We start from the raw sequence: 23,760 nt of genomic DNA, 5'->3' as shown, positions 1-23,760 counted from the left end.
TCGTCGATGTGACGGGCGCATGAAACGGTTTGCCGAACATGCGTAGGGTGCAGAGAACTCAACAGAAGGTGTGCGCCGGGCGACGGGCGCGAGGACAGCGGACCGACGAGCGAAGGAGGGAGCCGGAGCGATGGGCGACCACAAAGAACAGCCCCTTCGGGTGGGCGCGGCCGTGCGCCGGCGACGCCGCGGGCTGGACCTCACCCTCGCCGTCGTGTCCGAGCGCAGCGGCCTGTCCGTGCCCTTCCTGAGCCAGATCGAGAACGACCGGGCGCGCCCCAGCAGGAGCTCCCTCGAGAAGGTCGCGGACGCGTTGCGCACGACCGCCGTCGAACTCCTCGCCGCCGCGGACCCGGCGTGCAGCGTCGACGTGGTCCGGGCCGAGACCACCGAGCCGGCGCCGGAACCACGGACCCGCTCCTTGGTGCGGGGTCACCATCAGATGCACGCCTCGGAGTTCACCGGCGACCATGACGCCGGCCGTGAATTCCAGTACCGCAACGACCAGTTGATGTACGTCGCCGACGGCGCCGTGGAGATCGAGGCCGAGGGCCGCGCCTACCGACTGGGCCGGGGCGACACCCTGTACCTCACCGGCGGGGTCCGCCACCGCTGGCGGGCGACGGTGCCGGAGACGCGGGTGGTCGTCGTCGCGGTGGCCGAGCACATCGAGGCGGTCCGGGACCGGCCGGGACGCTGATGCGCGTCGTCTCGCTCGTGCCGTCCCTGACGGAGGCCGTGGCCGTGTCGGCCCCCGATGTCCTGGTCGGCGCGACGGACTGGTGCAGCCACCCCGCCGATCTCGATGTCACCCGCGTCGGCGGCACGAAGAACCCCAAGGTCGACCGGATCCTCGCCCTCGCCCCCGACCTGGTCCTCGCCAACGAGGAGGAGAACCGCGCCCCCGACCTCGCCGCCCTCCGCGCGGCCGGCGTCGAGGTCCTGGTCACCGAGGTCCGGGACGTACCGCAGGCCTTCCGGGAACTGGACCGCCTACTGGACGCCTGCGGTGCGACGCCGCGCCCGCGCTGGCTGGACGAGGCGGAGGACACCTGGTCGTCGCTGCCGGCCCCGGCCCTCCGTACGACTGCCGTGGTCCCGATCTGGCGCCGCCCCTGGATGGTGCTCGGGCGCGACACCTTCGCGGGCGACGTCCTGTCCCGCCTCGGCGTGGACCACCTGCACGCGACCCACGAGGACCGCTACCCGCGCATCCCTCTCGACGACCTCCTGGCGGCGGCCCCGGACGTCGTGGTCCTCCCCGACGAGCCGTACCGCTTCACCGCCGACGACGGCCCCGAGGCGTTCCCCGGCCTGCGCTGCGCGCTGGTCAGCGGACGGCACCTGACGTGGTACGGGCCGTCGCTGGCCGAGGCGCCGCGGGTGCTGGGCGCGGCGCTGCGAGCAGCGTGCCGTTGAGCAGACCCCGGGCGGTGCGCACCGCGGCGACGGTCCAGGCGGCGACCAGTACGCCGTACAGGCCGATGGCGAGGATCTCGTAGACGACGAGCCCGGTGTGCCGGGCCAGGGCCTCGGCGCCGGTGACGCAGGTGCCGACCGGGAAGGTGAACGCCCACCACGTCATCGCGAAGCCCATGCCGTGCCGTCGGGCCCGCAGGACGTGGGCGGTGGCGAGCCCGGACCAGAGGAGGGCGAAGCCCATGACGGGGACGCCGTAGAGGACGGCGAGGAGGCCGAAACCCTCGCTGTACGGCGGCGGGAGCACTCCCGGTGCGACGTCCGCGAAGATGCCGACGGCGGTGGTGGACTGCCCGAGCGGGCCCAGCACCAGGAACAGGGTCGGCGTGAGGGCGAGCGGGAGCGGTCCTCGGGTGATCAGACGGGCGAAGACCAGCGGCAGCATCAGCAGCGTGGCCAGCAGGCTGAGCCCGAACATCGCGAAGCACGCCAGGAGCAGCGTCTCCCGGGCCTGCCCGGGCGGCAGATGCGGCACCAGGAGCGGGCCGAGCGCCGCGGACACCATGGGCGCGACGAGAGGCAGCAGCCAGACCGGCGTGGCCTGCGACGGTTCCGCGCGATGGCGTACGGCCATGAGGTACGGGACGGCGACGGCGGCCGCCAGTCCGACGACCGTACCCACGCCGAAGAGCACGGCGTCGAGTACGACCGCCGCCGCTGTGCCGATCCAGTCCTGCCCGACGGTGATCGCGCCGCCCCCGACCGCCGTCAGGGCCATGGCCAGGCAGCCGTAGAAGGGTGCCGTGGCCGGGTCGAGGAGGTGGGCGCGGGCCTGGTCGCGGTGGTGCGTCCAGTGCAGGGCGCGGGCGGCGAGGAGGGCGAGCAGCAGGACCAGGGAGAGCGCCCAGACGGCCACGCAGGCGGTACGCAGGCCGGGGACGTGCACCGGCAGCCCGGCTCCGGCGGTGGCGACGGCGGCGGTGCCCATGACGGCGGCGTACCAGTTGGGTCCGAGATGACGGACGGCGGTGACCATGGAATCAGCGTCGTGCGGTCCGTCAGCTCCCACCAGGGAGTTTGCCTCTATGGCGACATAAACTGGGCTTATGACTCAGTCGGCGGAGGGGCAGTTTCGCGCGGGATCCCTGTCACATCGGGTCCCCGATCTCGGCGCACTGGAGCTGTTGCTGGCCGTGGCCCGGCTCGGCAGCCTCGGTGGGGCGGCCCGGGAGCTGGGGATCACCCAGCCGGCGGCGAGCAGCCGGATCCGGTCGATGGAACGCCAGTTGGGGGTGGCGTTGGTGGACCGGTCGCCGAGGGGCTCCCGGCTCACGGACGCCGGGGCGCTGGTGACGGACTGGGCGCGGCGGGTCGTGGAGGCGGCGGAGGCGTTCGACGTGGGGGCGCAGGCGTTGCGGGACCGGCGGGACTCGCGGTTGCGGGTGGCCGCGAGCATGACGATCGCGGAGTATCTGCTGCCCGGGTGGCTGCTCGCGCTGCGCGCCCAGCGGCCGGACACCGCGGTGTCGCTGCTCGCCGGGAACTCCGCGGCGGTCGCGGAGCGGTTGCTGGCGGACGAGGCGGATCTGGGGTTCGTGGAGGGCGTGAGTGTCCCGACGGGGCTGGACTCCGTGGTCATCGCTCACGACAACCTCATCGTGGTGACCGCGCCGGGACATGTCTGGGCTCGGCGGCGGCGGCCCTTGGAGGCGTCGGAGCTGGCGGTGACCCCGTTGATCCTGCGGGAGAAGGGGTCGGGTACGCGGCAGGTCCTGGACGCGGCGTTGGGTGGGTTGGCCCGGCCGTTGATCGAGCTGTCCTCGACGACCGCGGTGAAGGCGGCCGCGGTGGGTGGGGCGGGGCCGGCGGTGCTCAGTGAACTTGCTGTGGGGGAGGAACTGTCCATGCGGCGGCTGGTGAGGGTTCCGCTCTCCGACGTCTCCCTGGCCCGGGACCTGCGAGCCGTCTGGCCGACGGGCCACCGTCCGGTGGGGCCCGCCCGAGACCTACTCTCCCTGACCCGCGGCTAGTGAGGGGCTCCGCCCCAGACCCCGCTCCTCAAACGCGGAGGGGCTGGATCTTTCAGCCCCTCCGGCGTTTGAGGACGAGGCCCGGAGGGCCGATCAGGGTGGTCCGGGGGCGCAGCCCCCAGGGATGGGACGGGTAGGGGCGGCGGGGGCGGGAATCGGGCGTCAGACGGTGGCCGCGTGTACCAGGGCCCCCATCACCCGCACGTCCTTCCCCATCTCCGGATGCCACTGGACCCCCAACACCCACCCTCCGGAGTCCAGTTCCACCGCCTCCACCGTCCCGTCGTCCGCGTACGCCGAGGGCACCAGCCCCTCACCGAGCCGATCCACGGCCTGATGGTGATACGTCGGCACCAGGGTCTCCTCCGGCACCACACCGGCGTACAGACTCCCCGGCACCGGCTTGACGGCATGGGTGCCAAAGGCACCGACGACCTCGGCATGCCCGTCGATGTGCTGGACGAGCGTGCCACCGAGGGCGACGTTGAGCAGCTGCATGCCGCGGCAGATACCGAGCAGGGGCACCCCCGTGGTCAGCGCCGCGTCGATCAGGGCCAGCTCCCACGCGTCCCGCGCCCGCGCGGGCGGCCCGGTCCGCGGCTCCCGCTCCGCGCCGTAGCGGACCGGCTCCACATCGGGTCCGCCCGCGACGACCAGCCCGTCCAGCCGGGCGACCGCCGCGGCGGCATGGGCCGGGTCGTCCGGCGGAAGCATCGCGGCGAGACCGCCGGCCCGCTGCACGAGCCGCGGGTAACCGGCCGGCAGCAGCGCCGCGTCCAGCTCCCACACCCCCCACCGCACAGCGGACTCCAGATAGGTGCTGACACCGATCAACGGCCTGGCCACAGCGACTCCCTCACAGCTCGCTTCCCTCAGTCCCGTGCCAACTCTGCCTCGGCCGCCGCCAGCGCCGCGAACTCCTCCTCCGGCGCCTTCGCCACCAGACGCCTACGGCTGTACAGGCCGAAGTAGGCGAGGGCGACCACGTACACCGCCAGCGCGATCAGTGCCGCCGTGACGTCCACCAGGAACGTCGCCACCAGCGCCGCACAGGCCAGCACCAGGGCGACCGAGGAGGTCAGCACCCCGCCGGGCGTACGGTACGGCCGCGGCAGCTCCGGCTCGCGACGGCGCAGCACGATGTGGGAGAGGGACATCAGGGCGTAGGAGATCGTCGCGCCGAACACGGCGATGTTCAGCATCCGGGCGCCGTCGCCGGATGCCGCGGCGAGCAGGAAGCCGATCGTGCCGGGCACCAGCAGGCCCAGGTACGGGGCCTTGCGGCTGCTGGTGAGGGAGAGGAAGCGAGGCAGATAGCCCGCCCGGGACAGGGCGAACAGCTGTCGGGAACCCGCGTAGATCAGGGAGAAGAAGGAGGCCACGAGGCCGGCCAGGCCCGCGTAGTTCACGATCCGGCTCAGCGTGGTCGCCTCGCCGTCCGGCTGGAGCGCCTCCACCAGCGGGTTGCCCGCCTCCTGGATCGCCGCCGAGCCGCGTGCGCCGGCCGCCGCGAAGAAGGTCACCACGGCCAGCACCACCAGGATGCCCATCGACCAGCGGATCGCCTTCGGCAGCGTACGGGCCGGCTCCTTGGTCTCCTCGGCGGCCAGCGGCACGCCCTCCACGCCCAGGAAGAACCACATGCCGAACGGGAACGCCGCCCAGATGCCCAGCAGTCCGAACGGCAGCCAGGAGCTCGACCCCGCGGCGGAGGTGTCCACCGGGATGTCGTCCAGCGACGCGAAGGAGAAGTCGGGCAGTGCCGCCAGCGCGAACACGAGCAGGGCCGCCACCGCGATGCCGGTGACGACGAAGCTGAAGCGCAGCGCCTCGCCGACGCCCCAGAGGTGGATGCCGAGGAAGATGGCGAAGCAGACCAGGTACATCGGCCAGCCGGACTCCAGGCCGAACAGGCCCAGCGACTCGACGTAGTCGCCGATGAAGATGACGATGGCGGCGGGCGCGAGGACGTACTCGATGAGGATCGCCGTACCGGTGAGGAAGCCGCCCCACGGGCCCAGCGCCCGGCGGGCGAAGCCGTAGCCGCCGCCCGCCGTCGGCAGGATCGAGGACAGCTCGGCGAGCGCGAACACCATGCAGGCGTACATCGCGCCCATGAGCACCATGGCGATGGCCAGGCCCCCGAAGCCGCCTTCGGCCAGGCCGAAGTTCCAGCCCGAGTAGTCGCCGGAGACGACGTAGGCGACACCGAGACCGGTCAGCAGCACCCAGCCGGCGCTGCCGCGGCGCAGGGTCCTGCGTTCCAGATAGTCGTCCCCCTCGGGGGCGGATGTGCCGGGTGTATCGGATGTACCGGGTGTGCTCGGTGTACCGGTGGATTCCAGGGACATGGGCAGACTCCCCACGGGGCGGCGGACAGGAGCTCTTTCCGGGCACGGTGGGGTCGACCGAGCTCCGGTGCAATGGAGTGGATCCATACCTTTGCGGGGTGGGAGGTGGGAAGGCAATACCCGTGCGTTAATCGCCGGTAAATCCGTGCTCACCCCGGGCCGAGCCGAAACCGGGCTCACCCGATGGGCGAAGGGCTCAGCCCAGGAAGCCCCGCAGCAGCGCCGCCGTCCCCCCGCAGTGCTCGCGCATGATCTCCCGCGCGCACTCCGCGTTGCCCTCGATCACGGCCTCCACGAGGGCGGTGTGCTGGCGTTGCGAGTGCTCCAGGTTGCGGACGAGGAGCGGGATGCAGTCGAGGAGGTCGTTGACCGTCGCCCGTACGGCCGCGTACTGGGCCGTGAGCGTGGGGGAGCCGGACAGCTCGGCGAGGGTCAGATGCAGCAGGGTGTCCAGGCGCCGGTACTCGGCGAGCGGGGCGTCGTGCGTGCGCGCCAGGGCCTCGCGGAGCCGGTCGGCCTGCTCCTCGCCCAGCCCGTGCGCGGCGCACAGCCCGGCCGCACCCACCTCCAGCACCTCGCGGAAGCGCAGCGTGTCCTCGACGTCGACGTCCTTCAGGCGGCGGCGCAGCTCCTCCTCGCCGGGTGTCTCGGGGCGCGGCAGCACGAACGTGCCGCCGTAGCGTCCGCGCCGCGACTCGACCAGGCCCTGGTCCTGGAGGACCTTCAGCACCTCGCGCAGCGTCACCCGGCTGATCCCCAGCCGGTCGGCCAGCTCGCGCTCGGCCGGGAGCCGCTCGCCGCCCGGCACCAGGCCGAGCCGGACGACCTGGAGGATCTGCTCCAGGGCCTCCTCGAAACCGTTGCCGGCCCGCACCGGCCGCAGGACCGACGTCAGCCGGTCGTCGGCCCCGGCCGCCCCCGGCGCTCCGGATGTCCCGGCCGCCCCGTGTTCCGTGCCCGCCTGCGACATATGGCCGTACCCCCTTCCCAAGCAATGGTCATCAGTCATACCTTATGGCTCCCGGCTGACCGAAGTAGCCGAATGGAGGCTCTCCCGTGGCAGACCGCACACCCCCGCTGAGCGTCGAGGAGCTGCACGCCCTCGTCGCGAGCGGTGAGATCGACACTGTCGTCCTGGCCTTCCCCGATATGCAAGGGCGGCTCCAGGGCAAGCGGTTCGCCGCCCGCTTCTTCCTCGACGAGGTGCTCCACCACGGCACCGAGGGCTGCAACTACCTCCTCGCCGTCGACACCGAGATGAACACCGTCGACGGCTACGAGATGTCCTCCTGGGACCGCGGCTACGGCGACTTCGCCATGCACCCCGACCTGGCCACCCTCCGCCGCGTCCCCTGGAACGCCGGCACGGCCATGCTCGTCGCCGACCTGGCCTGGGAGGACGGCTCGCCCGTCGTCGCCGCGCCCCGCCAGATCCTGCGCCGCCAGCTGGAGCGCCTGGCCGAGCTCGGGTACACGGCCAAGGTCGGCACCGAGCTGGAGTTCATCGTCTTCAAGGACACCTACGAGCGGGCCTGGGACGCCAACTACCGCGGGCTGACCCCGGCCAACCAGTACAACATCGACTACTCGGTGCTGGGCACCGGACGGATCGAGCCCCTGCTGCGCCGTATCCGCAACGAGATGGCGGGCGCCGGACTCACCGTCGAGTCGGCCAAGGGCGAGTGCAACCCCGGCCAGCACGAGATCGCCTTCAAGTACGACGACGCCCTGGTCACCTGCGACCAGCACGCCATCTACAAGACCGGCACCAAGGAGATCGCCGCTCAGGAGGGCGTCTCGATCACCTTCATGGCCAAGTACAACGAGCGCGAGGGCAACTCCTGCCACATCCACCTCTCCCTCGCGAACGCCGCCGGCGACAACGTCATGGCGGGCACCTCGGAGGACCCCGGCGGCATGTCCGAGGTCATGCGGCACTTCCTCGCGGGCCAGTTGGCCGCCCTGCGGGACTTCTCCCTCCTCTACGCCCCCAACATCAACTCCTACAAGCGGTTCCAGCCGGGCTCCTTCGCCCCGACCGCCGTCGCCTGGGGCCACGACAACCGCACCTGCGCCCTCCGTGTCGTCGGCCACGGCCGCTCGATGCGCTTCGAGAACCGGCTCCCCGGCGGCGACGTCAACCCGCACCTCGCCGTCGCCGGACTGGTCGCCGCGGGCCTGTACGGCATCGAGCAGAAGCTGGAACTGCCCGACCCCTGCCCCGGCAACGCCTACGCCGCCGACTTCGAGCACGTCCCCACCACACTCCGCGAGGCCGCCGAGCTCTGGGAGAACAGCCCGATCGCCAAGGCCGCCTTCGGCGACGAGGTCGTCGCCCACTACCGCAACATGGCGCGCGTCGAACTGGACGCCTTCGACGCCGCGGTGACCGACTGGGAGCTGCGCCGCTCCTTCGAACGCATGTGAGGCCCTTCTTGTCCGACCAGCTCCAGGTACTCAATCCGGCCACCGAAGAAGTCGTCGCCACCGTCCCGGCCGCCACAGCGGCCGACGTGGACGCGGCCGTCGTACGGGCCACGAGGGCGCAGGCCGTGTGGTCCGCGCTCGCGCCCGGCGAACGCGCGCGACTGCTGCGCCGCTTCGCCGTCGCCGTCGACGAACACCTCGAAGAACTCGCCCAGTTGGAGGTCCGCGAGGCCGGGCACACCGTCGGCAACGCCCGCTGGGAAGCGGGCAACGTCCGCGACCTGCTCGACTACGCGGCCGGGGGAGTGGAACGCCTGACGGGTCAGCAGATCCCGGTCCCGGGCGGCCTGAACGTCACGATCCTCGAACCGCTCGGCGTCGTCGGCGTCATCGCCCCCTGGAACTTCCCGATGCCGATCGCCGCCTGGGGCACCGCCCCCGCGCTCGCGGCCGGCAACGCGGTCCTCCTCAAGCCCGCCGAGACGACCCCGCTGACGGCCCTGCGGCTGGCGGAACTGGCCCTGGAGGCCGGCCTTCCCGACGGCCTCTTCCAGGTCCTCCCCGGGCACGGCCCCGTCACCGGCAACGCGCTCGTCGAGCACCCCGGCGTCGCGAAGATCGTCTTCACCGGGTCGACGACCGTGGGCAAACAGGTGTTGGCGAAGGGCTCGGCGCTCCTCAAGCGCGTCACCCTCGAACTCGGCGGCAAGAGCCCCAACATCGTCTTCGCCGACGCCGACCTCGAAGCCGCCGCGGCCGCCGCCCCCATGTCCTTCCTCGACAACTCCGGCCAGGACTGCTGCGCCCGCACTCGCATCCTCGTCCAGCGCTCCGTCCACGACCGCTTCCTCGAGCTGCTCGCCCCCGCCCTCGAGGCGGTGACGGTCGGCGACCCGGCCGACGAGAACACCGACATGGGCCCGCTGATCTCCAGGTCACAGCTGGAACGGGTGCGTTCGTACGTCGACCAGGGCGCCGAGGGCATCCGCGGCAAGGCCCCCGAAGGCCCCGGCTTCTGGTTCCCGCCGACCGTCCTCACCGGCGTCGACGCACGCGCGCGCGTGGCCGTCGAGGAGGTCTTCGGCCCCGTCGCCGTGGTCCTCCCCTTCGACGACGAGGCCGACGCGATCCGGCTGGCCAACGCCACCGACTACGGCCTCTCCGGTTCCATCTGGACCCGTGACGTCGGCCGCGCGCTGCGCGTCTCGCAGGCGGTCCGGGCCGGCAACCTGTCCGTCAACTCCCACTCCAGTGTCCGCTACTGGACCCCCTTCGGCGGCTTCAAGCAGTCCGGCATCGGCCGCGAACTGGGGCCGGACGCCCTGACCGCCTTCACCGAAACCAAGAACGTCTTCATCAGCACCGAAAGCACGGAGGGCCCCGCACAGTGACCGAAGCAAATGTGTGCCGTCGCCTCGTCGGCCGTACGGCCGTCATCACCGGAGCCGGCAGCGGCATCGGCCTCGCCACCGCCCGCCGGCTCGCCTCCGAGGGCGCCCACGTCGTCTGCGGCGACGTCGACGAGGCCCGTGGCAAGGCCGCCGCCGACGAGGTCGGCGGGATCTTCGTCAAGGTCGACGTCACCGACCCCGAGCAGGTCGAGGCGCTCTTCAAGGCCGCCTTCGACACCTACGGCAGTGTCGACATCGCCTTCAACAACGCCGGCATCTCGCCGCCCGACGACGACTCCATCCTGGAGACCGGCCTGGAGGCCTGGAAGCGCGTCCAGGAGGTCAACCTCACCTCCGTCTACCTGTGCTGCAAGGCCGCCATCCCCTACATGCGGCAGCAGGGCAAGGGCTCCATCATCAACACGGCGTCGTTCGTGGCGAGGATGGGCGCGGCGACGTCCCAGATCTCGTACACCGCTTCCAAGGGCGGCGTTCTGGCCATGTCCCGTGAACTCGGTGTCCAGTTCGCCCGCGACGGCATCCGGGTCAACGCGCTGTGCCCCGGACCGGTCAACACCCCCCTCCTCCAGGAGCTGTTCGCGAAGGACCCGGAGCGGGCGGCCCGCCGACTCGTCCACATCCCGGTCGGCCGTTTCGCCGAGGCCGACGAGATCGCCGCCGCCGTCGCCTTCCTGGCCAGCGACGACTCCTCCTTCGTCAACGCCACCGACTTCCTGGTCGACGGCGGAATCTCGGGGGCATACGTCACCCCGCTGTAAGCAGCGAGTCCTCCCGCCCCCGCCGCCCCTACCCGTCCCATCCCAGGGGCTCCGCCCCTTCGACCCCGGTCGGGTGCGAGTGGGTGGGGGCTGGTCGCGCAGTTCCCCGCGCCCCTTCCGGGGCTCCGCCCCAGACCCCGCTTCAGCCCGTCCGGCGCTTGACGACGAGCCATCGCTGTCCCGACCCCCTACCCATCCGCAGGGGGCTACGGCCGACCCAGGCACCTCCAGCCCGTCCGGCGTTTGAGGACGAGGCCCGGAGGGCCGATTGCGGGGGGTCTGGGGGCGCAGCCCCCAGGGATGGGACGGGTAGGGGCGGCGGGGGCGGAGAAAACTCCCCGGCGCCACGGTCACAGGAACGTGTGGCCCTCGCCCCGATACGTAGGCACGGCCCCCGTCACAACGTCCCCCTCGACGAGCTGCAACGTGTCGAACCGCTCACACAGCTCACCGGCCTTGGCATGCCGGAACCACACCTTGTCCCCGAGCAGCAGATCGTCGGCCGGCGATCCCATCAACGGCGTCTGCACCTCACCGGGCCCCTCCTGCGGGTCGTACCGAAGCCCCTCCGGCAGATACGGCACCGGCAGCCGATCCACCCCCGCCGCCCCCGAGGCCGGATACCCACCCCCGAGAACGGTCACCACCCCCACCCCCGGCCGACGCACCACGGGCTGCGCGAACAACGCCGCCGGACGCCCGCTGAAGGACGTGTAGTTGTCGAACAGCCGCGGCACATACAACCCCGACCCGGCCCCGATCTCCGTCACACAGTCCTCGGCGGCCGTGAACTGCACACTGCCCGTCCCACCGCCGTTGACGAACTCGAGACCAGGCGCCACCGCCCGCACACACCGCACCACCGCGGCCCGCCGCTCGGCCAGCTCCCGTCGGGCGGCGGCCTGCATCAGCCGCACGGCACGCGACCGCAACGGCCGCCCCGCCACGGAGTCCCCGACCCCGGCGACATGCCCCTCGTACGCCATGATCCCGACCACCTCGAACCCCGGCCGCCGGGCGACGAACCGGGCCATGTCGGCGACCTGCGTGGGGGAGTGCAGCGGCGAACGCCGGGCCCCGACGCGCACCCGCCCGCCGAGCAGCCTCAGCGAGGTGTCCAACTCCAGGCAGACCCGCACCACTTCCCGCCCGCCGTCCCGGGCCTCGTCGATGAGCCGGAGCTGCGCCGGGTCGTCGATCATCACGGTGACGGCGGAGGCGAGCTTGGGATCACTGGTCAGCTCGGCGAACCCGGCCCTGTCGGCGGACGGATAGGCGAGCAGGACGTCGTCGAACCCGGACCGCGCCAGCCACAGGGACTCGGCGAGGGTGAAGGACATGATCCCCGCGAACCCGTCCTTCGCGAGGACCCGTTCCAGCAGGGCCCGGCAGCGTACGGACTTGCTGGCGACGCGGATCGGCTTCCCGCCGGCCCGGCGGACCAGGTCGTCGGCGTTGGCGTCGAAGGCGTCCAGGTCCACGATCGCGAGAGGGGCGTCGAGATGGGCGGTGGCCCGGTCGTAACGGGCCCGGTCGGCGGCGCGCGCAGTCATGAAGGAAGCCTGCCATGCAGGATTACCGCAGGGTAGGGGGATGTTCCGGGCAGATGTGCACGGGGTCCCGGACTGGTTCCCGTTCGCCCAGGATCAACCCGTAGAGTGACGCGCACGCATGTGGGGAACGCTCCCGGGCGCACCGTCGCCGGGATGACGCCTCTCCCTTGCGGGTATGCGTGCCTGGTCGGACGAGTCCGCGCCGGGCCGGGGCAGGGAACACGGAACGACGGCCCACGTACGGGATCGGGCCCGGGACATGAGGAAACGGGGGGTGCATGAGCACGGAAGCGCGGCGCGCCCCGATTCCCCCACGCCCGGCGACACCCCCGCCCCCTGCCACCCCGCCCCGCCCGACGACACCGCCCCGCCCCACGGCCCCGCCGTCGGCCGACGACACCGCGCAGCCGCTCCCCGACCAAAACACCCCGGCCTCGCCGGACAACACTCCCACGGCCCCGCCCCCGCCCCGCGCCTCCGCCCGCTTTCCGGACACAGCGCCCACGGCGGGGTACGCGGAAAGTGCCGGATCGTTGCACCGCGAGCCCTCACGCCCCGCCACCCCGCCCCGCCGCACGGGCGCCCCCGCCGAGACCGCCGCGGAGACCACCTTCCGCCTCCGCCCCATCCAGCCGGCCCCCTCCCGCGAACCCGGCAACCGCCCGCCTGCCACCTCAGGCCCGCCCCAGCCCTCCGCCGACCTGCCCAGGCAGTCGCCCTCCGCCGACCAGCCCCCGCAGCCGCCCACCGGCTCCCCCCAGGGCACCGTCGGCATGCCCCCCAACCCCTCCGGCACCCCGCAGCGCCCGGCGCCCGAGCCGCGCACCGGGGACGCCTCGGCGGCCCGTGGTCACGCCGGCCCGACCTCGCCCGCCCCTCCCCGCGGCGGCGCCCCCACGCATAGCCCGGCTTCCGCCCCGCTGCCCCCGCAGCGCCCGGCGCCCGAGCCGCGCACCGGGGACGCCTCGGCGGCCCGTGGTCACGCCGGCCCGATCTCGCCCGCCCCTCCCCGCGGCGGCGCCCCCACCCATCGGCCGGCTTCCGCCCCGCTGCCCCCGCAGCGCCCGACGCCCCAACCGCGCACCGGAGACGGCCCGGCGGCCCGGGGGTACGCCTCCCCCGCTGGCCCCTCCCACCGTGCCGAGCGCTCCACCGACGGCCACGGGTCCGCCGGGTTCGCCCCGGACCCGTCCTTCTCCTGGAGCGCGCCGATGGCGCCGGGCGGGGCCCCCGGGGCAGGGCGGCCCGTCGTGTCGTTCGGGCAGCCCGAGGGGTACGGCGAGCAGGCGCGCCCGCGGTCGCTGGGCGTACGGATCCACCCCCGGCTCGCCGCCGCGGCCGCCTGTGTCGTGCTCGGGGTGGGACTCATCGGCGGGGCCGTGACCGGGAGTTGGTTGATCGGCGACTCGGGCGACGGCGACGCGCAGGGCACCTTCGCCGCGGCCGGAACCCTGTGGCACAGCATCCCCGTCGACCGGCTGTTCCCGCCCACCGTGACCGGACAGGGCGCGGGCCCCGGCGGCGCCGACCGGATCTGGACGCGGATCGCCGTCGCCCCGGACACCGGCTGCGCGAACGCCTTCGACCCGCTGCTGCGCAAGGCCCTCGCCCCCGTCGGCTGCCAGCGCCTCCTGCGCGCCACCTACACCGACGCCACCAGGAGTTACGTCACCACCGTCGGCCTGCTCTTCACCACCGCCGACGCCGCCGCGATGCGCTCGTTCGACACCGCCTTCACCAAGGAGGGCCTCGACCGCCGTACGGACCTGATGCCGCGCCCCTACGCGGCGAAGGGCACCCTGGCCGCCGGATTCGGCGACGAACAGCGCGCCTCCTGGACCGTCTCCGTCCTCACCGACGCCCCCGTCGTCGTCTACGCGGTCTCCGGCTGGGCCGACGGCCGTACCGTCGACGAGCCCGAGCCCGCCGAGGAGGCCATGGAGTCCGGCGCCACCACGTCCGTCGCCCAGGCCGGCCTCGGCCACGAGGCGCAGGGCCTCGCCGACCGCGTCGAACGCGCCCTGCGCAAGAACGTCGGCCCGTCCACGGAGCAGCCCTCGTGACCAGTGCCAGTGCCAGTGCCAGTGGCAGTACCAGCGCCAGTGCTGTGAAGACCTTCATGTCCCGGCGGACCGGCCCCCTCGCCGTCCTCCTCGGGGCCTGCCTCGCCGTCCTGCCGTCCACCGCCGCGCACGCCGACTCCATACGCGCCCAGCAGTGGACCCTGGAGGCCATGCGGACCGAGGAGGCCTGGCAGACCACCAAGGGCAAGGGCATCACCGTCGCCGTCCTCGACACCGGCGTCGAGGCCGACCACCCCGACCTCGTCGGCAACGTCCTCGAAGGCAAGGACATGGTCGGCTTCGGAGCCGAGCGCGGCGACCGCGCCTGGGCCCGGCACGGCACCGCGATGGCCGGCATCATCGCCGGCCACGGACACGGCGCCGACGGCAGCGAGGGTGTCATGGGCATCGCCCCCGAAGCGAAGATCCTCCCCGTCCGCGTCATCCTCGAGGACGGCGACCGCTCCCGCGCCAGGGCCCGCAGCACCCGCGGCAACGCCCTCGCCGAAGGCATCCGCTGGGCCGCCGACCACGGCGCCGACGTCATCAACCTCTCCCTCGGCGACGACTCCAAATCCGCCCACCCCGAAGCCGGCGAGGACGAGGCCGTCCAGTACGCCCTGAAGAAGGGCGCCGTCGTCGTCGCCTCGGCCGGAAACGGCGGCGAGAAGGGCGACCACATCTCGTTCCCGGCCGCCTATCCGGGCGTCATCGCCGCGACCGCCGTCGACAAGTTCGGCACCCGCGCCTCCTTCTCCACCCGCCGCTGGTACGCCACGGTCAGCGCCCCCGGCGTCGACGTCGTCATCGCGGACCCCGACCACAAGTACTACAAGGGCTGGGGCACGAGCGCCGCGGCCGCCTTCGTCTCCGGAGCGGTGGCCCTGGTCAAGGCCGCCCACCCCGGCCTCACCCCGGCCCAGATCAAGAAGCTCCTGGAGGACACGGCGCGCAACGCCCCGGCCGACGGCCGCGACGACTCCCGCGGCTACGGCTTCATCGACCCGGCCGCCGCCATCGAGAAGGCCTCCCACATGAAACGGGAGAACCTGGAGCCCGCGGGCTACGGCGAGGAGTACTTCGGCTCCGGCCCCGACGCCGCCAAGTCCGATGACGACACGACGAGTTGGACAGCCCCACTCGCGGGCGGCGCCGGCATCCTCCTCCTGGTCTGGGCAGTCCTCCTGTGGCGCGGCCGCCGCGAACGCCACGACTTCTAGTGCCGCATCAGGCGACGTTCGCCCTGTTGACTACCTCGCGGAGGCGTTCACCGGCGGCGTGCTTGTTCCGCCAGATGATGTAGCGCCGGATCATGCTGCCCTGCTCCTTGCGGCTGGCGCGGTCGGTGCCGTCGAGTGCGAAGTAGCGCGGGACGGTTCGACGTTGTTGGCCGAAGCCCAGTCGCCGACGCGGGTGTCCTTCTTCGTGGTCAGGTGCGGGGAGTGTTGTCGAGCACGGCTCCCGGGCAGGATCCTCTGGAGGCTGTCGGCGATCGCGTAGAGGTGCTCGACGCGGGCCTTCTTGGCGGCGTACTCCGGGTCGCGGGAGGTTTTCCAGGTCTTTATGCGTTGAAACGAGTCGCCCTCCTCGCGGAGCAGAACCCGAAGGCCCTCGTGGCTGATGTCGTCGACCACCCCCTCAGCGACCAGGAAGTCGGTCGGCTTGGCCAGGCTTCAGGTCGAAAACGGCAGGCCGTGCTCGGTCGGCCGCCCTTGTACTTCGGGTAGTGCGAGTCGAACCCGTCGGTATTGAAGGTGTGGATCACGTCCCGGACCCGGTCCGCGCTGGTGAACGTCATCCCGGCGATCTTCGCCACGAGCATGCCCTGCGCGGATAACACCACCATCTGGGCCCGCCGCCAGGTAACCACTGAACCGGTGCCTCTACGGATGATCCGCAACAGGCGCTGCCCCTCGTCGCTATCGATCTCGTGAACGCGTGCCCACTCGGCCATCCGCACAGTCTCACGGGAACGGTCAGCGTCCGTTCTGAGCACGAGCTAGGGGTCTGCCAGCGGGGCGTCAGGCCAGGACCTCCCGCAGCCAAGACCGTTCCGCGCGGCTGGTGGCGCGGGCGATGGTGAGCATGCCACGGCGGTAGGGGTCGTCGGTGTCCTCGGCGCCCAGCGGGCGGTCACCGTCGTGGAAGAAGCTCGCGGGCTGTTCCAGGAATTCCAGCCGCCGACGCAGTACCGCGTGCTGGTCAGCGGTGTCGGGAAGCTGGGACAGGAAGGCCAGGACCGTGAAATACCGGGTGCTGTCGCTGATGTCCAGGCCGTCGGCATCCCGCAGCCGACGCAGCAGATCGCAGCGGCCGACCTCGGTCAAGCTCAGAGTGTGCCGCTGGGCAGCCGAGACGCCCGGTTCGGTCCGCCGCTCCAGCAGGCCGGCATTGACCAGGCGGTTGATCGCCGGATAGAGACTGCCGTCACTGATCGGCCGCGTATGGCCCGACAAGTTCGCTATCCGGTGGCGCAGTTGATAGCCGTGCAGCGGTCCCTCGGCCAGGAATCCCAGGATCGCAAGTTCGAGCATGCTGCTACTCTCTCACATCGAACCGAGGTACCTCGGATCGATGTAGGAGGCGAGGGTGACGTATACCGAGGAATGGGTGACTGCACGGGCACGGGACGCCTACGAGCACGGCAGGGCATCGTTCGATGTACGACCGGAGCGGACGGCGCTGCTGGTCATCGACATGCAGGACGAATTCGTCCGGCCCGGATGGAGTCCCTACTGGGTGCCCGCGGCGACCCGGATGGCGCCCCGGCTGCGACAGTTGGTCGAACTGTGCCGGGCCGCCTCCGTCCCGGTGATCTGGACCATTTTCGACGACACGCATCTCGGATTGGACCGGCCGCACGCCCTGCGGTTCCTCCCGCACGCCGACACCGACTGGCGCCGGCCAGGCCCCGCCGAGGTCTGGGCCCCGATGGACTACGACCCCGACGAGGTTCTGATCCGCAAGCCCTCCTACGGTGCGTTCTACGACACCCCGCTCGACACGATGCTGCGCAACCTCGGCCGCGACACGGTCATCGTCACCGGAACGCTCACCAACTACTGCTGCGGCACCACCGCCCGGCAGGCGTATGAACGCGGCTACAAGGTCGTCGTCGGATCCGACGTCACGGCCACTGACGACGAGTCCCGGCAGGAACCAGAACTCGCCGTCCTACGCAAAGGATTCGCGCTCGTGCTGACCGCCGAAGGGATCACGAACCGACTGACAGCAGTCACACGCGCGCCAGCTGATGGGGACCGGGCGAACGTTGCCTGATGTGGCACTAGCAACCGACACCGGACCACCTGCGACGCGCCCATGACAGCCACGGCCGAGGAAGCAGACACGGTCACGGCCGGCCCTACGGCCAGCGGGCGACCCCGCCATCCCGCTATGCGGACGCGTCTTCCCCGGCGAGCACCGCCACCGCCGTCACCGCCGCCGCCTCGACCAGCGTGATCCCCTGCGCCTGCGTCGCGTTGCCGTCCGACAGGACGGCGAGCAGGCAGTCCCGGCCGTCGACGGTCACCCGCCCGACGCTGTTGATGTCCCACAGCCCCGTCGCCGTACGCGGCAGCCACCCGTTCTTCAACGCCCACCCGGACCCGTCACCCGCCGCCGACACCCCCCACCGCTGACCCGCCGCGATCCGCCCCATCAGCCCGGCCAGATACGTCCGCGAGTCATCGCTCAGCTCCGAGTCCTCCCCGAACACCTGCCGCAACAGCCGGAGTTGATCGTCCGCGGTGGTCTGCGTCAGGCCCCACAGCATCCCGTCGCCGCCCTCGGTCCCCGTGAGGCCGAGGCGCGCGTTCGCGGCGTCCAGGCCCTCCGCCTGTCCGATCGCCCGCCACAGCTCCGACGCGGAGGCGTTGTCGCTGTCCTCGATCATCGCGGTCGCGTACGCCTTCTCCGTCGCCGTCAGCTCCCGCCCCGCGTCCTGCGCCTGGAGCAGCAGCGCCGCCAGGATGTCGACCTTGACGATGCTCGCCGTGTCGAAGGCGCCGTCCCCGTACGAGGCGCTCGCACCGGACGCCAGGTCCAGCACCGCCACCGACACCTCGACGCCCTCGGGGACGTCCACCGCCTTCATGGCCGTCGCCAGCAGCTCGTCGTGGTCCACCGTCGGCCGCGCCACGGACTCCACCGGAACCTCCTCGCTCGCCGACGGCGTCACCGCAGCCGACGATACGGCGCCCGTCCCGGAGTGCGCCCGCGCCTGGACGTACACGGTCCCGCCGGCCGTGGCGCCCACGACGGCGACCGTGGCGAGGGCGCCGTACACCAGCGAGCGGCTTGCGGACGGACGAGCACGGCGGGCTCTGGAGGACTCCATGCCGCGATCGTCGGGGCGGCGACTGTGCGGGCCGTTAGACGGACGTTAGATGTGCGTCAGGGAAATCTGAGATTCCGGTGAAACGGGTCACAGCCGGGTTTCCGGGCCCGCACAAGCGCAGCAGCATCCCCCCGATAGGGTCGGTGACCGTGGCGAACAAGAACATTCCCGACTCTCCCTTCTCCGACGACGACGGCTCCGCCTCTCCCCGGCTGAGCGCGGCGCTCGCCGCCTGGGCCGAGGACCGCACCGCCGAGGGCCCGGTCCTGGAGGCGCTCAAGGAAGCCCGGCTGCTCGTCCCGGTCGTGGCCGTGCTCGGCGAGGTCGAGGAGGACGAGAACGGGCTGCGCCGCGAGAAGACCAGCGACATGGCCGTACCGACCCTGAAGGCCGGCGACCGCGTCGCCCTGCCCGCCTTCACCTCCACCGAGTCGCTCGCCCGCTGGGACCCGGCGGCCCGCCCCGTCGCCGTACCACTGGCACAGGCCCTCCAGGCCGCGGCGCACGAGAAGGCGGACACGGTGGTGCTGGACCTGGCCGGACCGGTGCCGTACGAGCTGACGGGCCGCGCGCTGCTCGCGCTGGCCGAGGGCCGGACCATGACCGACCCGCTCGCCGACCCGGGGGTACGGGAGGCGGTGCGGGCTGCCGTGGTCGCGGAGCCCGCCGTGATCAGCGCCCACCTCGGGCCCGGACAGGCCGATGGCACCCTCGCCCTCGTACTCGACGACTCCACCGCACCCGCCGAGGCCGCCCGCTCGGTCGCGGAGCGCCTCGCCGCCGACGAGACACTGAGGGCCCGCCTGGTGCGTGGTCTCGACCTGGCGGTGTTGCCGGCCGAGGCGACGCCTCCGGGCGAGCCCTTGTACGTACGAGGATGAGCTAGCCGTAGACGGGACCGGTGTACTTCTCGCCCGGCCCCTGACCCGGCTCGTCCGGGACGATCGACGCCTCGCGGAAGGCCAGCTGCAGCGACTTCAGGCCGTCGCGCAGCGGCGCCGCGTGGAACGAGCTGATCTCGGTCGTGCTCGCGTCCAGCAGACCGGCGAGGGCGTGCACCAGCTTGCGGGCCTCGTCCAGGTCCTTGTGCTTGTCGCCCTCCTCGGTCAGACCGAGCTTCACGGCGGCGGCGCTCATCAGGTTGACGGCGACCGTCACGATCACCTCGACGGCGGGGACCTCGGCGATGTCGCGGGTCATCTCGTCGAAGTCGGGAGCCTCGGAAGACTCAGCAGGGGTGTCACTCATGCCCCACACGATAGGCCCCGGTGTACGCGGATTAGCACCACCCCCGGGTAGCTGCTAACCTTGTGTAACGACCGGCTGGACAGCTACTGCCCAGCCCACAAGTGGAGGCTCCGACTTCCCACCTGATCGTCCTCCGGGGCGGCGGGTCACCCGGTCAGGCGGCCACCATCGTTCCGTACGGACGATGGAGTCGCCCGAAATCGCGCCCCGCGATCATCGCGGCGGTGCTCCGGCAGTGTTTGGAGCCCCGCCTGTGATCGTCCGGGGCATTTTTTGTGCTTCGGCGCGGTTAGGTCTACGGAAAAGAGACATACGCGGCTGTCCGCCAGACCGCCGTGTGGTGCTAACCGAGGAGGATCCATCAGCGCCGAGCCCCGCATCAACGACCGGATTCGCGTTCCCGAGGTGCGACTTGTCGGTCCCAGTGGCGAGCAGGTGGGCATCGTCCCGCTGGCCAAGGCACTGGAGCTTGCGCAGGAGTACGACCTGGACCTGGTCGAGGTCGCGGCGAACGCCCGTCCGCCCGTGTGCAAGCTCATGGACTACGGGAAGTTCAAGTACGAGTCGGCCATGAAGGCCCGTGAGGCGCGCAAGAACCAGGCGCACACGGTCATCAAGGAGATGAAGCTCCGGCCGAAGATCGACCCGCACGACTATGACACCAAGAAGGGTCACGTCGTCCGGTTCCTCAAGCAGGGCGACAAGGTCAAGATCACGATCATGTTCCGTGGTCGCGAGCAGTCCCGGCCCGAGCTGGGCTACCGACTGCTGCAGCGTCTCGCGGAGGACGTCCAGGACCTCGGTTTCGTCGAGTCGAACCCGAAGCAGGACGGCCGGAACATGATCATGGTTCTCGGTCCGCACAAGAAGAAGACCGAGGCGATGGCCGAGGCCCGCCAGGCGCAGGAAGCCCGCAAGGCGGAAGCGAAGGCCAACCCCGGCAAGTCGCAGAACGCCGCGGACTCCGAGACCGCCATGGAGACCGAGGCACCTGCCGAGGCTTCCGCCGAGGCGTGATCCCGGGGGACACCAGTCCCCAGGACGTAATCGAAACAAGAGCGACGTTCCACCGTGCCCGGTTTCACGACCGGGCACCGGAACGCCACCGACGAGGAGAGAACGGCGCTATGCCGAAGAACAAGTCGCACAGCGGTGCCAGCAAGCGCTTCAAGATCACCGGCTCCGGCAAGGTGCTCCGTGAGCGCGCCGGCAAGCGCCACTACCTCGAGCACAAGCCGTCGACCCTGACGCGCCGCCTCACCGGCAACGCCGAGATGGCCCCGGGCGACGCCAAGAAGATCAAGAAGCTTCTCGGCAAGTGACGTACCCGGCGCTTGATCTTCCGATCGATCCGCGCCGTACGTCTGGACCGGGACCCAATCGTTTCCGGGCCGTGTGAGTCCAACCGCGGCCCCGCTACAAGGAGTTAAAAAGTGGCACGCGTCAAGCGGGCAGTGAACGCCCACAAGAAGCGCCGGGCGATCCTCGAGCAGGCCTCCGGCTACCGCGGTCAGCGTTCGCGCCTGTACCGCAAGGCCAAGGAGCAGGTCACCCACTCGCTGGTCTACAACTACAACGACCGCAAGAAGCGCAAGGGTGACTTCCGCCAGCTGTGGATCCAGCGCATCAACGCCGCTGCCCGCGCCAACGGCATCACGTACAACCGCTTCATCCAGGGTCTGAAGGCCGCGAACGTCGAGGTCGACCGCAAGATCCTGGCCGAGCTGGCCGTCAACGACGCGGGCGCCTTCGCGGCGCTGGTCGAGGTCGCCCAGAAGGCGCTGCCGAGCGACGTCAACGCGCCGAAGGCCGCGTGACGCTGCGCTGGCTCTGAGCCGACGTAACTGAAGGACCCGCAAGCTTACCGGCTTGCGGGTCCTGCTGTTGGGGTCCCCAGCCTTCGTCTGCGGCCGACGGTCGGTGGGGGCTGGTCGCGCAGTTCCTCGCGCCTCTTGGGAACTGCGGTGCCGTCGGCTTCGCGGCACCCGGAATCGCCGAAACCGAACTGCTGAAGGAACAGACATGCCCCCGGCCAGCCCCGAGCTGATCTCCCCCCGTTCCCCTCGAGTCTCCGCCGCCCGGCGGCTCGGCAAGCGGAACTTCCGGGGCAAGGAGCGGCTGTTCCTCGCCGAGGGACCGCAGGCCGTGCGGGAGGCGGCGGCGTACGGGTCGACGCTCGTGGAGCTCTTCACCACCGTCGACGCCGCGGAGCGGTACGCCGACATCATCGGGGAGGCCCGTGCGGCCGGTGCGCGTGTGCACCTGGCCGCGGAGCAGGTCATCGCCGACATCTCCACGACCGTCACCCCGCAGGGGCTCGTCGGCGTCTGCCGGTTCATCGACACCCCGTTCGAGGAGATCCTCGCCGCCCGGCCCAGGCTCGTCGCCGTCCTCGCGCATGTGCGGGACCCCGGGAACGCCGGGACCGTATTGCGGTGCGCCGACGCCGCCGGGGCCGAGGCCGTCGTCCTGACCGACGCCTCCGTCGATCTCTACAACCCCAAGGCCGTCCGGGCCTCCGTGGGGTCGCTGTTCCATCTGCCCGTCGCCGTCGGGGTGCCTGTCGAGCGGGCCGTGGCCGGGCTGAAGGACGCCGGGGTGCGGATTCTCGCCGCCGACGGCGCCGGGACAGACGATCTGGACGACGAGCTCGACAAGGGCACCATGGGCGGGCCGACCGCCTGGGTGTTCGGGAACGAGGCGTGGGGGCTTCCGGAGGAGACCCGTGCGCTGGCCGACGCTGTCGTACGCGTTCCGATCCACGGGAAGGCCGAGAGCCTGAACCTCGCCACCGCCGCCGCCGTATGTCTCTATGCGTCGGCCCGTGCACAGCGCGCCTCCGGAGGGTGCCGCACGGTCACCAAGGCCTAGTAGGGTGACCAGCTCGGGGGCCCCAAAGCCGTCGTGAGAGGTGGGGTACGGGGATGAGTGTCGGCACGAGCGGCGCGCCGGGGGCACGGGAGGCGCGGGGGCCGTCCGCGTCGCGGCCCGGTGATCCCGCCGAACTCGGGATCGATCCCGACGACCTGCCCGACGGCCTCGTCGTCGCCGACGAGCAGGGCCACGTCGTCTGCTTCAACGCCGCCGCCGAACGCATCACCGCCATCCGTGCCGCCGACGCCCTCGGGCAGCGGCTGGAGAAGGCGCTGCCGTTAGAGGACCTGGAGGGGCGGCGCTGGTGGCAGGTGACCGACCCGTACGGCGGGCTGGCGATCAGGCGCAGGCAGCCGGAGCGGAACCTTCTGCTCCCCGGCGGGCGTGAGGTCCTCGTCTCCGTGCGGTACGTCAGGACCGAGCCCACCGGGCCCGTCCGCCGCGTCGTCGTCTCGCTGCGCGACACCGAGGCCCGCCGCCGCACCGAGCGCAGTCACGCCGAGCTGATCGCCACCGTCGCGCACGAGCTGCGTTCCCCGCTCACCTCCGTCAAGGGCTTCACGGCCACGCTGCTGGCCAAGTGGGCACGGTTCACCGACGACCAGAAGCGGCTGATGCTGGAGACCGTCGACGCCGACGCCGACCGGGTCACCCGGCTCATCGCCGAGCTGCTCGACATCTCGCGGATCGACAGCGGGCGGCTGGAGGTCAGGCGTCAGCCCGTCGACATCGGGGCGGCCGTCGGGCGGCACATCCAGGCCTACGTGGCCGCCGGGCAGCCCGCCGACCGGTTCCTGCTGCGTCTGGAGCAGCCGCTGCCCGACCTGTGGGCCGACCCCGACAAGATCGACCAGGTGCTCAGCAACCTCATCGAAAATGCCGTGCGGCACGGCGACGGAACGGTCACCATTGACATCACGGCCACCGCGTCCCCGCGCGAAGGGGAGGACGCCGGCACGTCGGTCACGGTGAGCGACGAGGGGCCCGGCATCCCGGAGGAGTCCATGAACCGCGTCTTCACCCGCTTCTGGCGGGGCAGCAAGCGCGGCGGCACGGGCCTCGGGCTCTACATCGTCAAGGGCATCGTCGAGGCACACGGCGGCGCCGTCGAGGTCGGCCGCGCCCCCGGCGGCGGCGCACAGTTCCGATTTACGTTGCCCGTGGCGGCACCCGCGTATCTCACCTGAGATCCGGACCGAGCCCCACGGGCGCATTCGCATTCCTCAACCCCGTTAGACTCGGCCTTTGGCACCTTTGTGTCCCAAAAACCTTGGGCGTCTGTCCAC

Annotated in this window: 22 protein-coding genes and 2 pseudogenes; 15 read left to right on the top strand and 9 right to left on the bottom strand. The window is 71.7% G+C overall.

Going from position 1 to position 23,760, the window contains the following annotated elements:
• Positions 1 to 130 precede the first annotated feature (130 nt).
• Positions 131 to 700 (top strand): helix-turn-helix domain-containing protein, encoded by a 570-nt coding sequence (locus ACFZBP_RS31255; protein WP_383450070.1) that lies wholly within the window; start codon positions 131 to 133, stop codon positions 698 to 700.
• A complete protein-coding gene (locus ACFZBP_RS31250; RefSeq protein ID WP_391417912.1) occupies positions 700 to 1,419 on the top strand; it encodes a helical backbone metal receptor in 720 nt (239 codons plus the stop codon). Before ACFZBP_RS31255 ends, ACFZBP_RS31250 begins: the two co-directional genes overlap by 1 nt.
• On the opposite strand, the gene ACFZBP_RS31245 is transcribed toward ACFZBP_RS31250, so the two are convergent.
• Positions 1,331 to 2,455: a TDT family transporter gene (locus tag ACFZBP_RS31245; RefSeq protein ID WP_391417910.1), complete on the bottom strand. Its 1,125-nt coding sequence runs from the start codon at positions 2,453 to 2,455 to the stop codon at positions 1,331 to 1,333. The two genes, ACFZBP_RS31250 and ACFZBP_RS31245, sit on opposite strands and share 89 nt — an antisense overlap.
• A 70-nt stretch (positions 2,456 to 2,525) precedes the next feature.
• Here ACFZBP_RS31245 and ACFZBP_RS31240 point away from each other — a divergent pair, with 70 nt between their 5' ends.
• The gene (locus tag ACFZBP_RS31240; RefSeq protein ID WP_383450073.1) at positions 2,526 to 3,449 is read left to right on the top strand and encodes a LysR family transcriptional regulator; all 924 of its coding nucleotides are present in this window, start codon (positions 2,526 to 2,528) and stop codon (positions 3,447 to 3,449) included.
• Positions 3,450 to 3,611: 162 nt separating this feature from the next.
• Here ACFZBP_RS31240 and ACFZBP_RS31235 read toward each other — a convergent pair whose 3' ends face one another.
• The 3 genes from ACFZBP_RS31235 to ACFZBP_RS31225 form a co-directional block, all read right to left on the bottom strand.
• Positions 3,612 to 4,295, bottom strand: coding sequence for a gamma-glutamyl-gamma-aminobutyrate hydrolase family protein (locus ACFZBP_RS31235; protein ID WP_391417907.1), 684 nt, complete (start codon positions 4,293 to 4,295; stop codon positions 3,612 to 3,614).
• Between the two features lie 26 nt (positions 4,296 to 4,321).
• The gene (gene eat, locus ACFZBP_RS31230) at positions 4,322 to 5,800 is read right to left on the bottom strand and encodes an ethanolamine permease (RefSeq protein ID WP_383450075.1); all 1,479 of its coding nucleotides are present in this window, start codon (positions 5,798 to 5,800) and stop codon (positions 4,322 to 4,324) included.
• A gap of 196 nt (positions 5,801 to 5,996) precedes the next feature.
• On the bottom strand, positions 5,997 to 6,770 hold the full coding sequence (locus ACFZBP_RS31225; RefSeq protein ID WP_391417905.1) for an FCD domain-containing protein: 774 nt from the start codon (positions 6,768 to 6,770) through the stop codon (positions 5,997 to 5,999).
• A gap of 86 nt (positions 6,771 to 6,856) precedes the next feature.
• On the opposite strand from ACFZBP_RS31225, the gene ACFZBP_RS31220 reads away from it, so the two are divergent.
• Genes ACFZBP_RS31220 through ACFZBP_RS31210 form a run of 3 tightly spaced genes read left to right on the top strand, consistent with a single transcriptional unit; the run spans position 6,857 to position 10,397 of the window.
• Complete coding sequence (locus ACFZBP_RS31220) at positions 6,857 to 8,227, top strand: glutamine synthetase family protein (protein ID WP_391417903.1); 1,371 nt, start codon at positions 6,857 to 6,859, stop codon at positions 8,225 to 8,227.
• Between the two features lie 8 nt (positions 8,228 to 8,235).
• A complete protein-coding gene (locus tag ACFZBP_RS31215; protein ID WP_391417901.1) occupies positions 8,236 to 9,618 on the top strand; it encodes an aldehyde dehydrogenase family protein in 1,383 nt (460 codons plus the stop codon).
• Positions 9,615 to 10,397, top strand: a complete 783-nt coding sequence (locus ACFZBP_RS31210; protein ID WP_391417899.1) for a 3-oxoacyl-ACP reductase — start codon at positions 9,615 to 9,617, stop codon at positions 10,395 to 10,397. Before ACFZBP_RS31215 ends, ACFZBP_RS31210 begins: the two co-directional genes overlap by 4 nt.
• A 350-nt stretch (positions 10,398 to 10,747) precedes the next feature.
• Here the strand turns inward: ACFZBP_RS31210 and ACFZBP_RS31205 are convergent, their stop codons facing one another.
• Positions 10,748 to 11,950, bottom strand: a complete 1,203-nt coding sequence (locus ACFZBP_RS31205) for an alanine racemase (RefSeq protein ID WP_391417897.1) — start codon at positions 11,948 to 11,950, stop codon at positions 10,748 to 10,750.
• Between the two features lie 278 nt (positions 11,951 to 12,228).
• On the opposite strand from ACFZBP_RS31205, the gene ACFZBP_RS31200 reads away from it, so the two are divergent.
• Both ACFZBP_RS31200 and mycP read left to right on the top strand, forming a co-directional pair.
• Positions 12,229 to 14,013, top strand: a complete 1,785-nt coding sequence (locus ACFZBP_RS31200) for a hypothetical protein (protein ID WP_391417895.1) — start codon at positions 12,229 to 12,231, stop codon at positions 14,011 to 14,013.
• 56 nt (positions 14,014 to 14,069) lie between these two features.
• On the top strand, positions 14,070 to 15,233 hold the full coding sequence (mycP, locus tag ACFZBP_RS31195) for a type VII secretion-associated serine protease mycosin (protein WP_383450178.1): 1,164 nt from the start codon (positions 14,070 to 14,072) through the stop codon (positions 15,231 to 15,233).
• A 7-nt stretch (positions 15,234 to 15,240) separates the two neighbouring features.
• Here mycP and ACFZBP_RS31190 read toward each other — a convergent pair.
• Both ACFZBP_RS31190 and ACFZBP_RS31185 read right to left on the bottom strand, forming a co-directional pair.
• Positions 15,241 to 15,967 (bottom strand): annotated as a pseudogene (locus ACFZBP_RS31190) (helix-turn-helix domain-containing protein).
• A 67-nt stretch (positions 15,968 to 16,034) separates the two neighbouring features.
• Entirely contained in the window at positions 16,035 to 16,547 is a 513-nt protein-coding gene (locus ACFZBP_RS31185) for a PadR family transcriptional regulator (protein ID WP_383450081.1), read from the bottom strand.
• 55 nt (positions 16,548 to 16,602) lie between these two features.
• Between ACFZBP_RS31185 and ACFZBP_RS31180 the strand changes: the two genes are divergently transcribed.
• Positions 16,603 to 17,292 (top strand): isochorismatase family protein, encoded by a 690-nt coding sequence (locus ACFZBP_RS31180; RefSeq protein WP_391417893.1) that lies wholly within the window; start codon positions 16,603 to 16,605, stop codon positions 17,290 to 17,292.
• 115 nt (positions 17,293 to 17,407) lie between these two features.
• On the opposite strand, the gene ACFZBP_RS31175 is transcribed toward ACFZBP_RS31180, so the two are convergent.
• Positions 17,408 to 18,352, bottom strand: coding sequence for a serine hydrolase (locus ACFZBP_RS31175; RefSeq protein ID WP_391417892.1), 945 nt, complete (start codon positions 18,350 to 18,352; stop codon positions 17,408 to 17,410).
• Between the two features lie 149 nt (positions 18,353 to 18,501).
• Here ACFZBP_RS31175 and ACFZBP_RS31170 point away from each other — a divergent pair, with 149 nt between their 5' ends.
• The gene (locus ACFZBP_RS31170) at positions 18,502 to 19,233 is read left to right on the top strand and encodes an SseB family protein (RefSeq protein ID WP_391417891.1); all 732 of its coding nucleotides are present in this window, start codon (positions 18,502 to 18,504) and stop codon (positions 19,231 to 19,233) included.
• A 1-nt stretch (position 19,234) separates the two neighbouring features.
• Here the strand turns inward: ACFZBP_RS31170 and ACFZBP_RS31165 are convergent, their stop codons facing one another.
• On the bottom strand, positions 19,235 to 19,600 hold the full coding sequence (locus ACFZBP_RS31165; protein WP_383450085.1) for a DUF1844 domain-containing protein: 366 nt from the start codon (positions 19,598 to 19,600) through the stop codon (positions 19,235 to 19,237).
• Positions 19,601 to 19,935: 335 nt separating this feature from the next.
• Between ACFZBP_RS31165 and infC the strand changes: the two are divergent.
• The 5 genes and pseudogenes from infC (at position 19,936) to ACFZBP_RS31140 (ending at position 23,661) form a co-directional block, all read left to right on the top strand.
• Positions 19,936 to 20,617 (top strand): annotated as a pseudogene (gene infC / locus ACFZBP_RS31160) (translation initiation factor IF-3).
• A 110-nt stretch (positions 20,618 to 20,727) separates the two neighbouring features.
• Positions 20,728 to 20,922 (top strand): 50S ribosomal protein L35, encoded by a 195-nt coding sequence (rpmI, locus tag ACFZBP_RS31155; protein ID WP_234762671.1) that lies wholly within the window; start codon positions 20,728 to 20,730, stop codon positions 20,920 to 20,922.
• A gap of 111 nt (positions 20,923 to 21,033) precedes the next feature.
• A complete protein-coding gene (rplT, locus tag ACFZBP_RS31150; protein WP_004002577.1) occupies positions 21,034 to 21,417 on the top strand; it encodes a 50S ribosomal protein L20 in 384 nt (127 codons plus the stop codon).
• 205 nt (positions 21,418 to 21,622) lie between these two features.
• Positions 21,623 to 22,471: a TrmH family RNA methyltransferase gene (locus ACFZBP_RS31145; protein WP_391417888.1), complete on the top strand. Its 849-nt coding sequence runs from the start codon at positions 21,623 to 21,625 to the stop codon at positions 22,469 to 22,471.
• 53 nt (positions 22,472 to 22,524) lie between these two features.
• Complete coding sequence (locus ACFZBP_RS31140; protein WP_383450087.1) at positions 22,525 to 23,661, top strand: ATP-binding protein; 1,137 nt, start codon at positions 22,525 to 22,527, stop codon at positions 23,659 to 23,661.
• Positions 23,662 to 23,760 lie beyond the last annotated feature (99 nt).

Origin of the sequence: Streptomyces sp. NPDC008086, from assembly GCF_042957325.1 — a bacterium.
In the GTDB taxonomy this organism is placed as follows: Bacteria; Actinomycetota; Actinomycetes; order Streptomycetales; family Streptomycetaceae; genus Streptomyces.
Note: the sequence above shows the minus strand (reverse complement) of the source record. Positions and strands in the feature narration are given on the sequence as shown.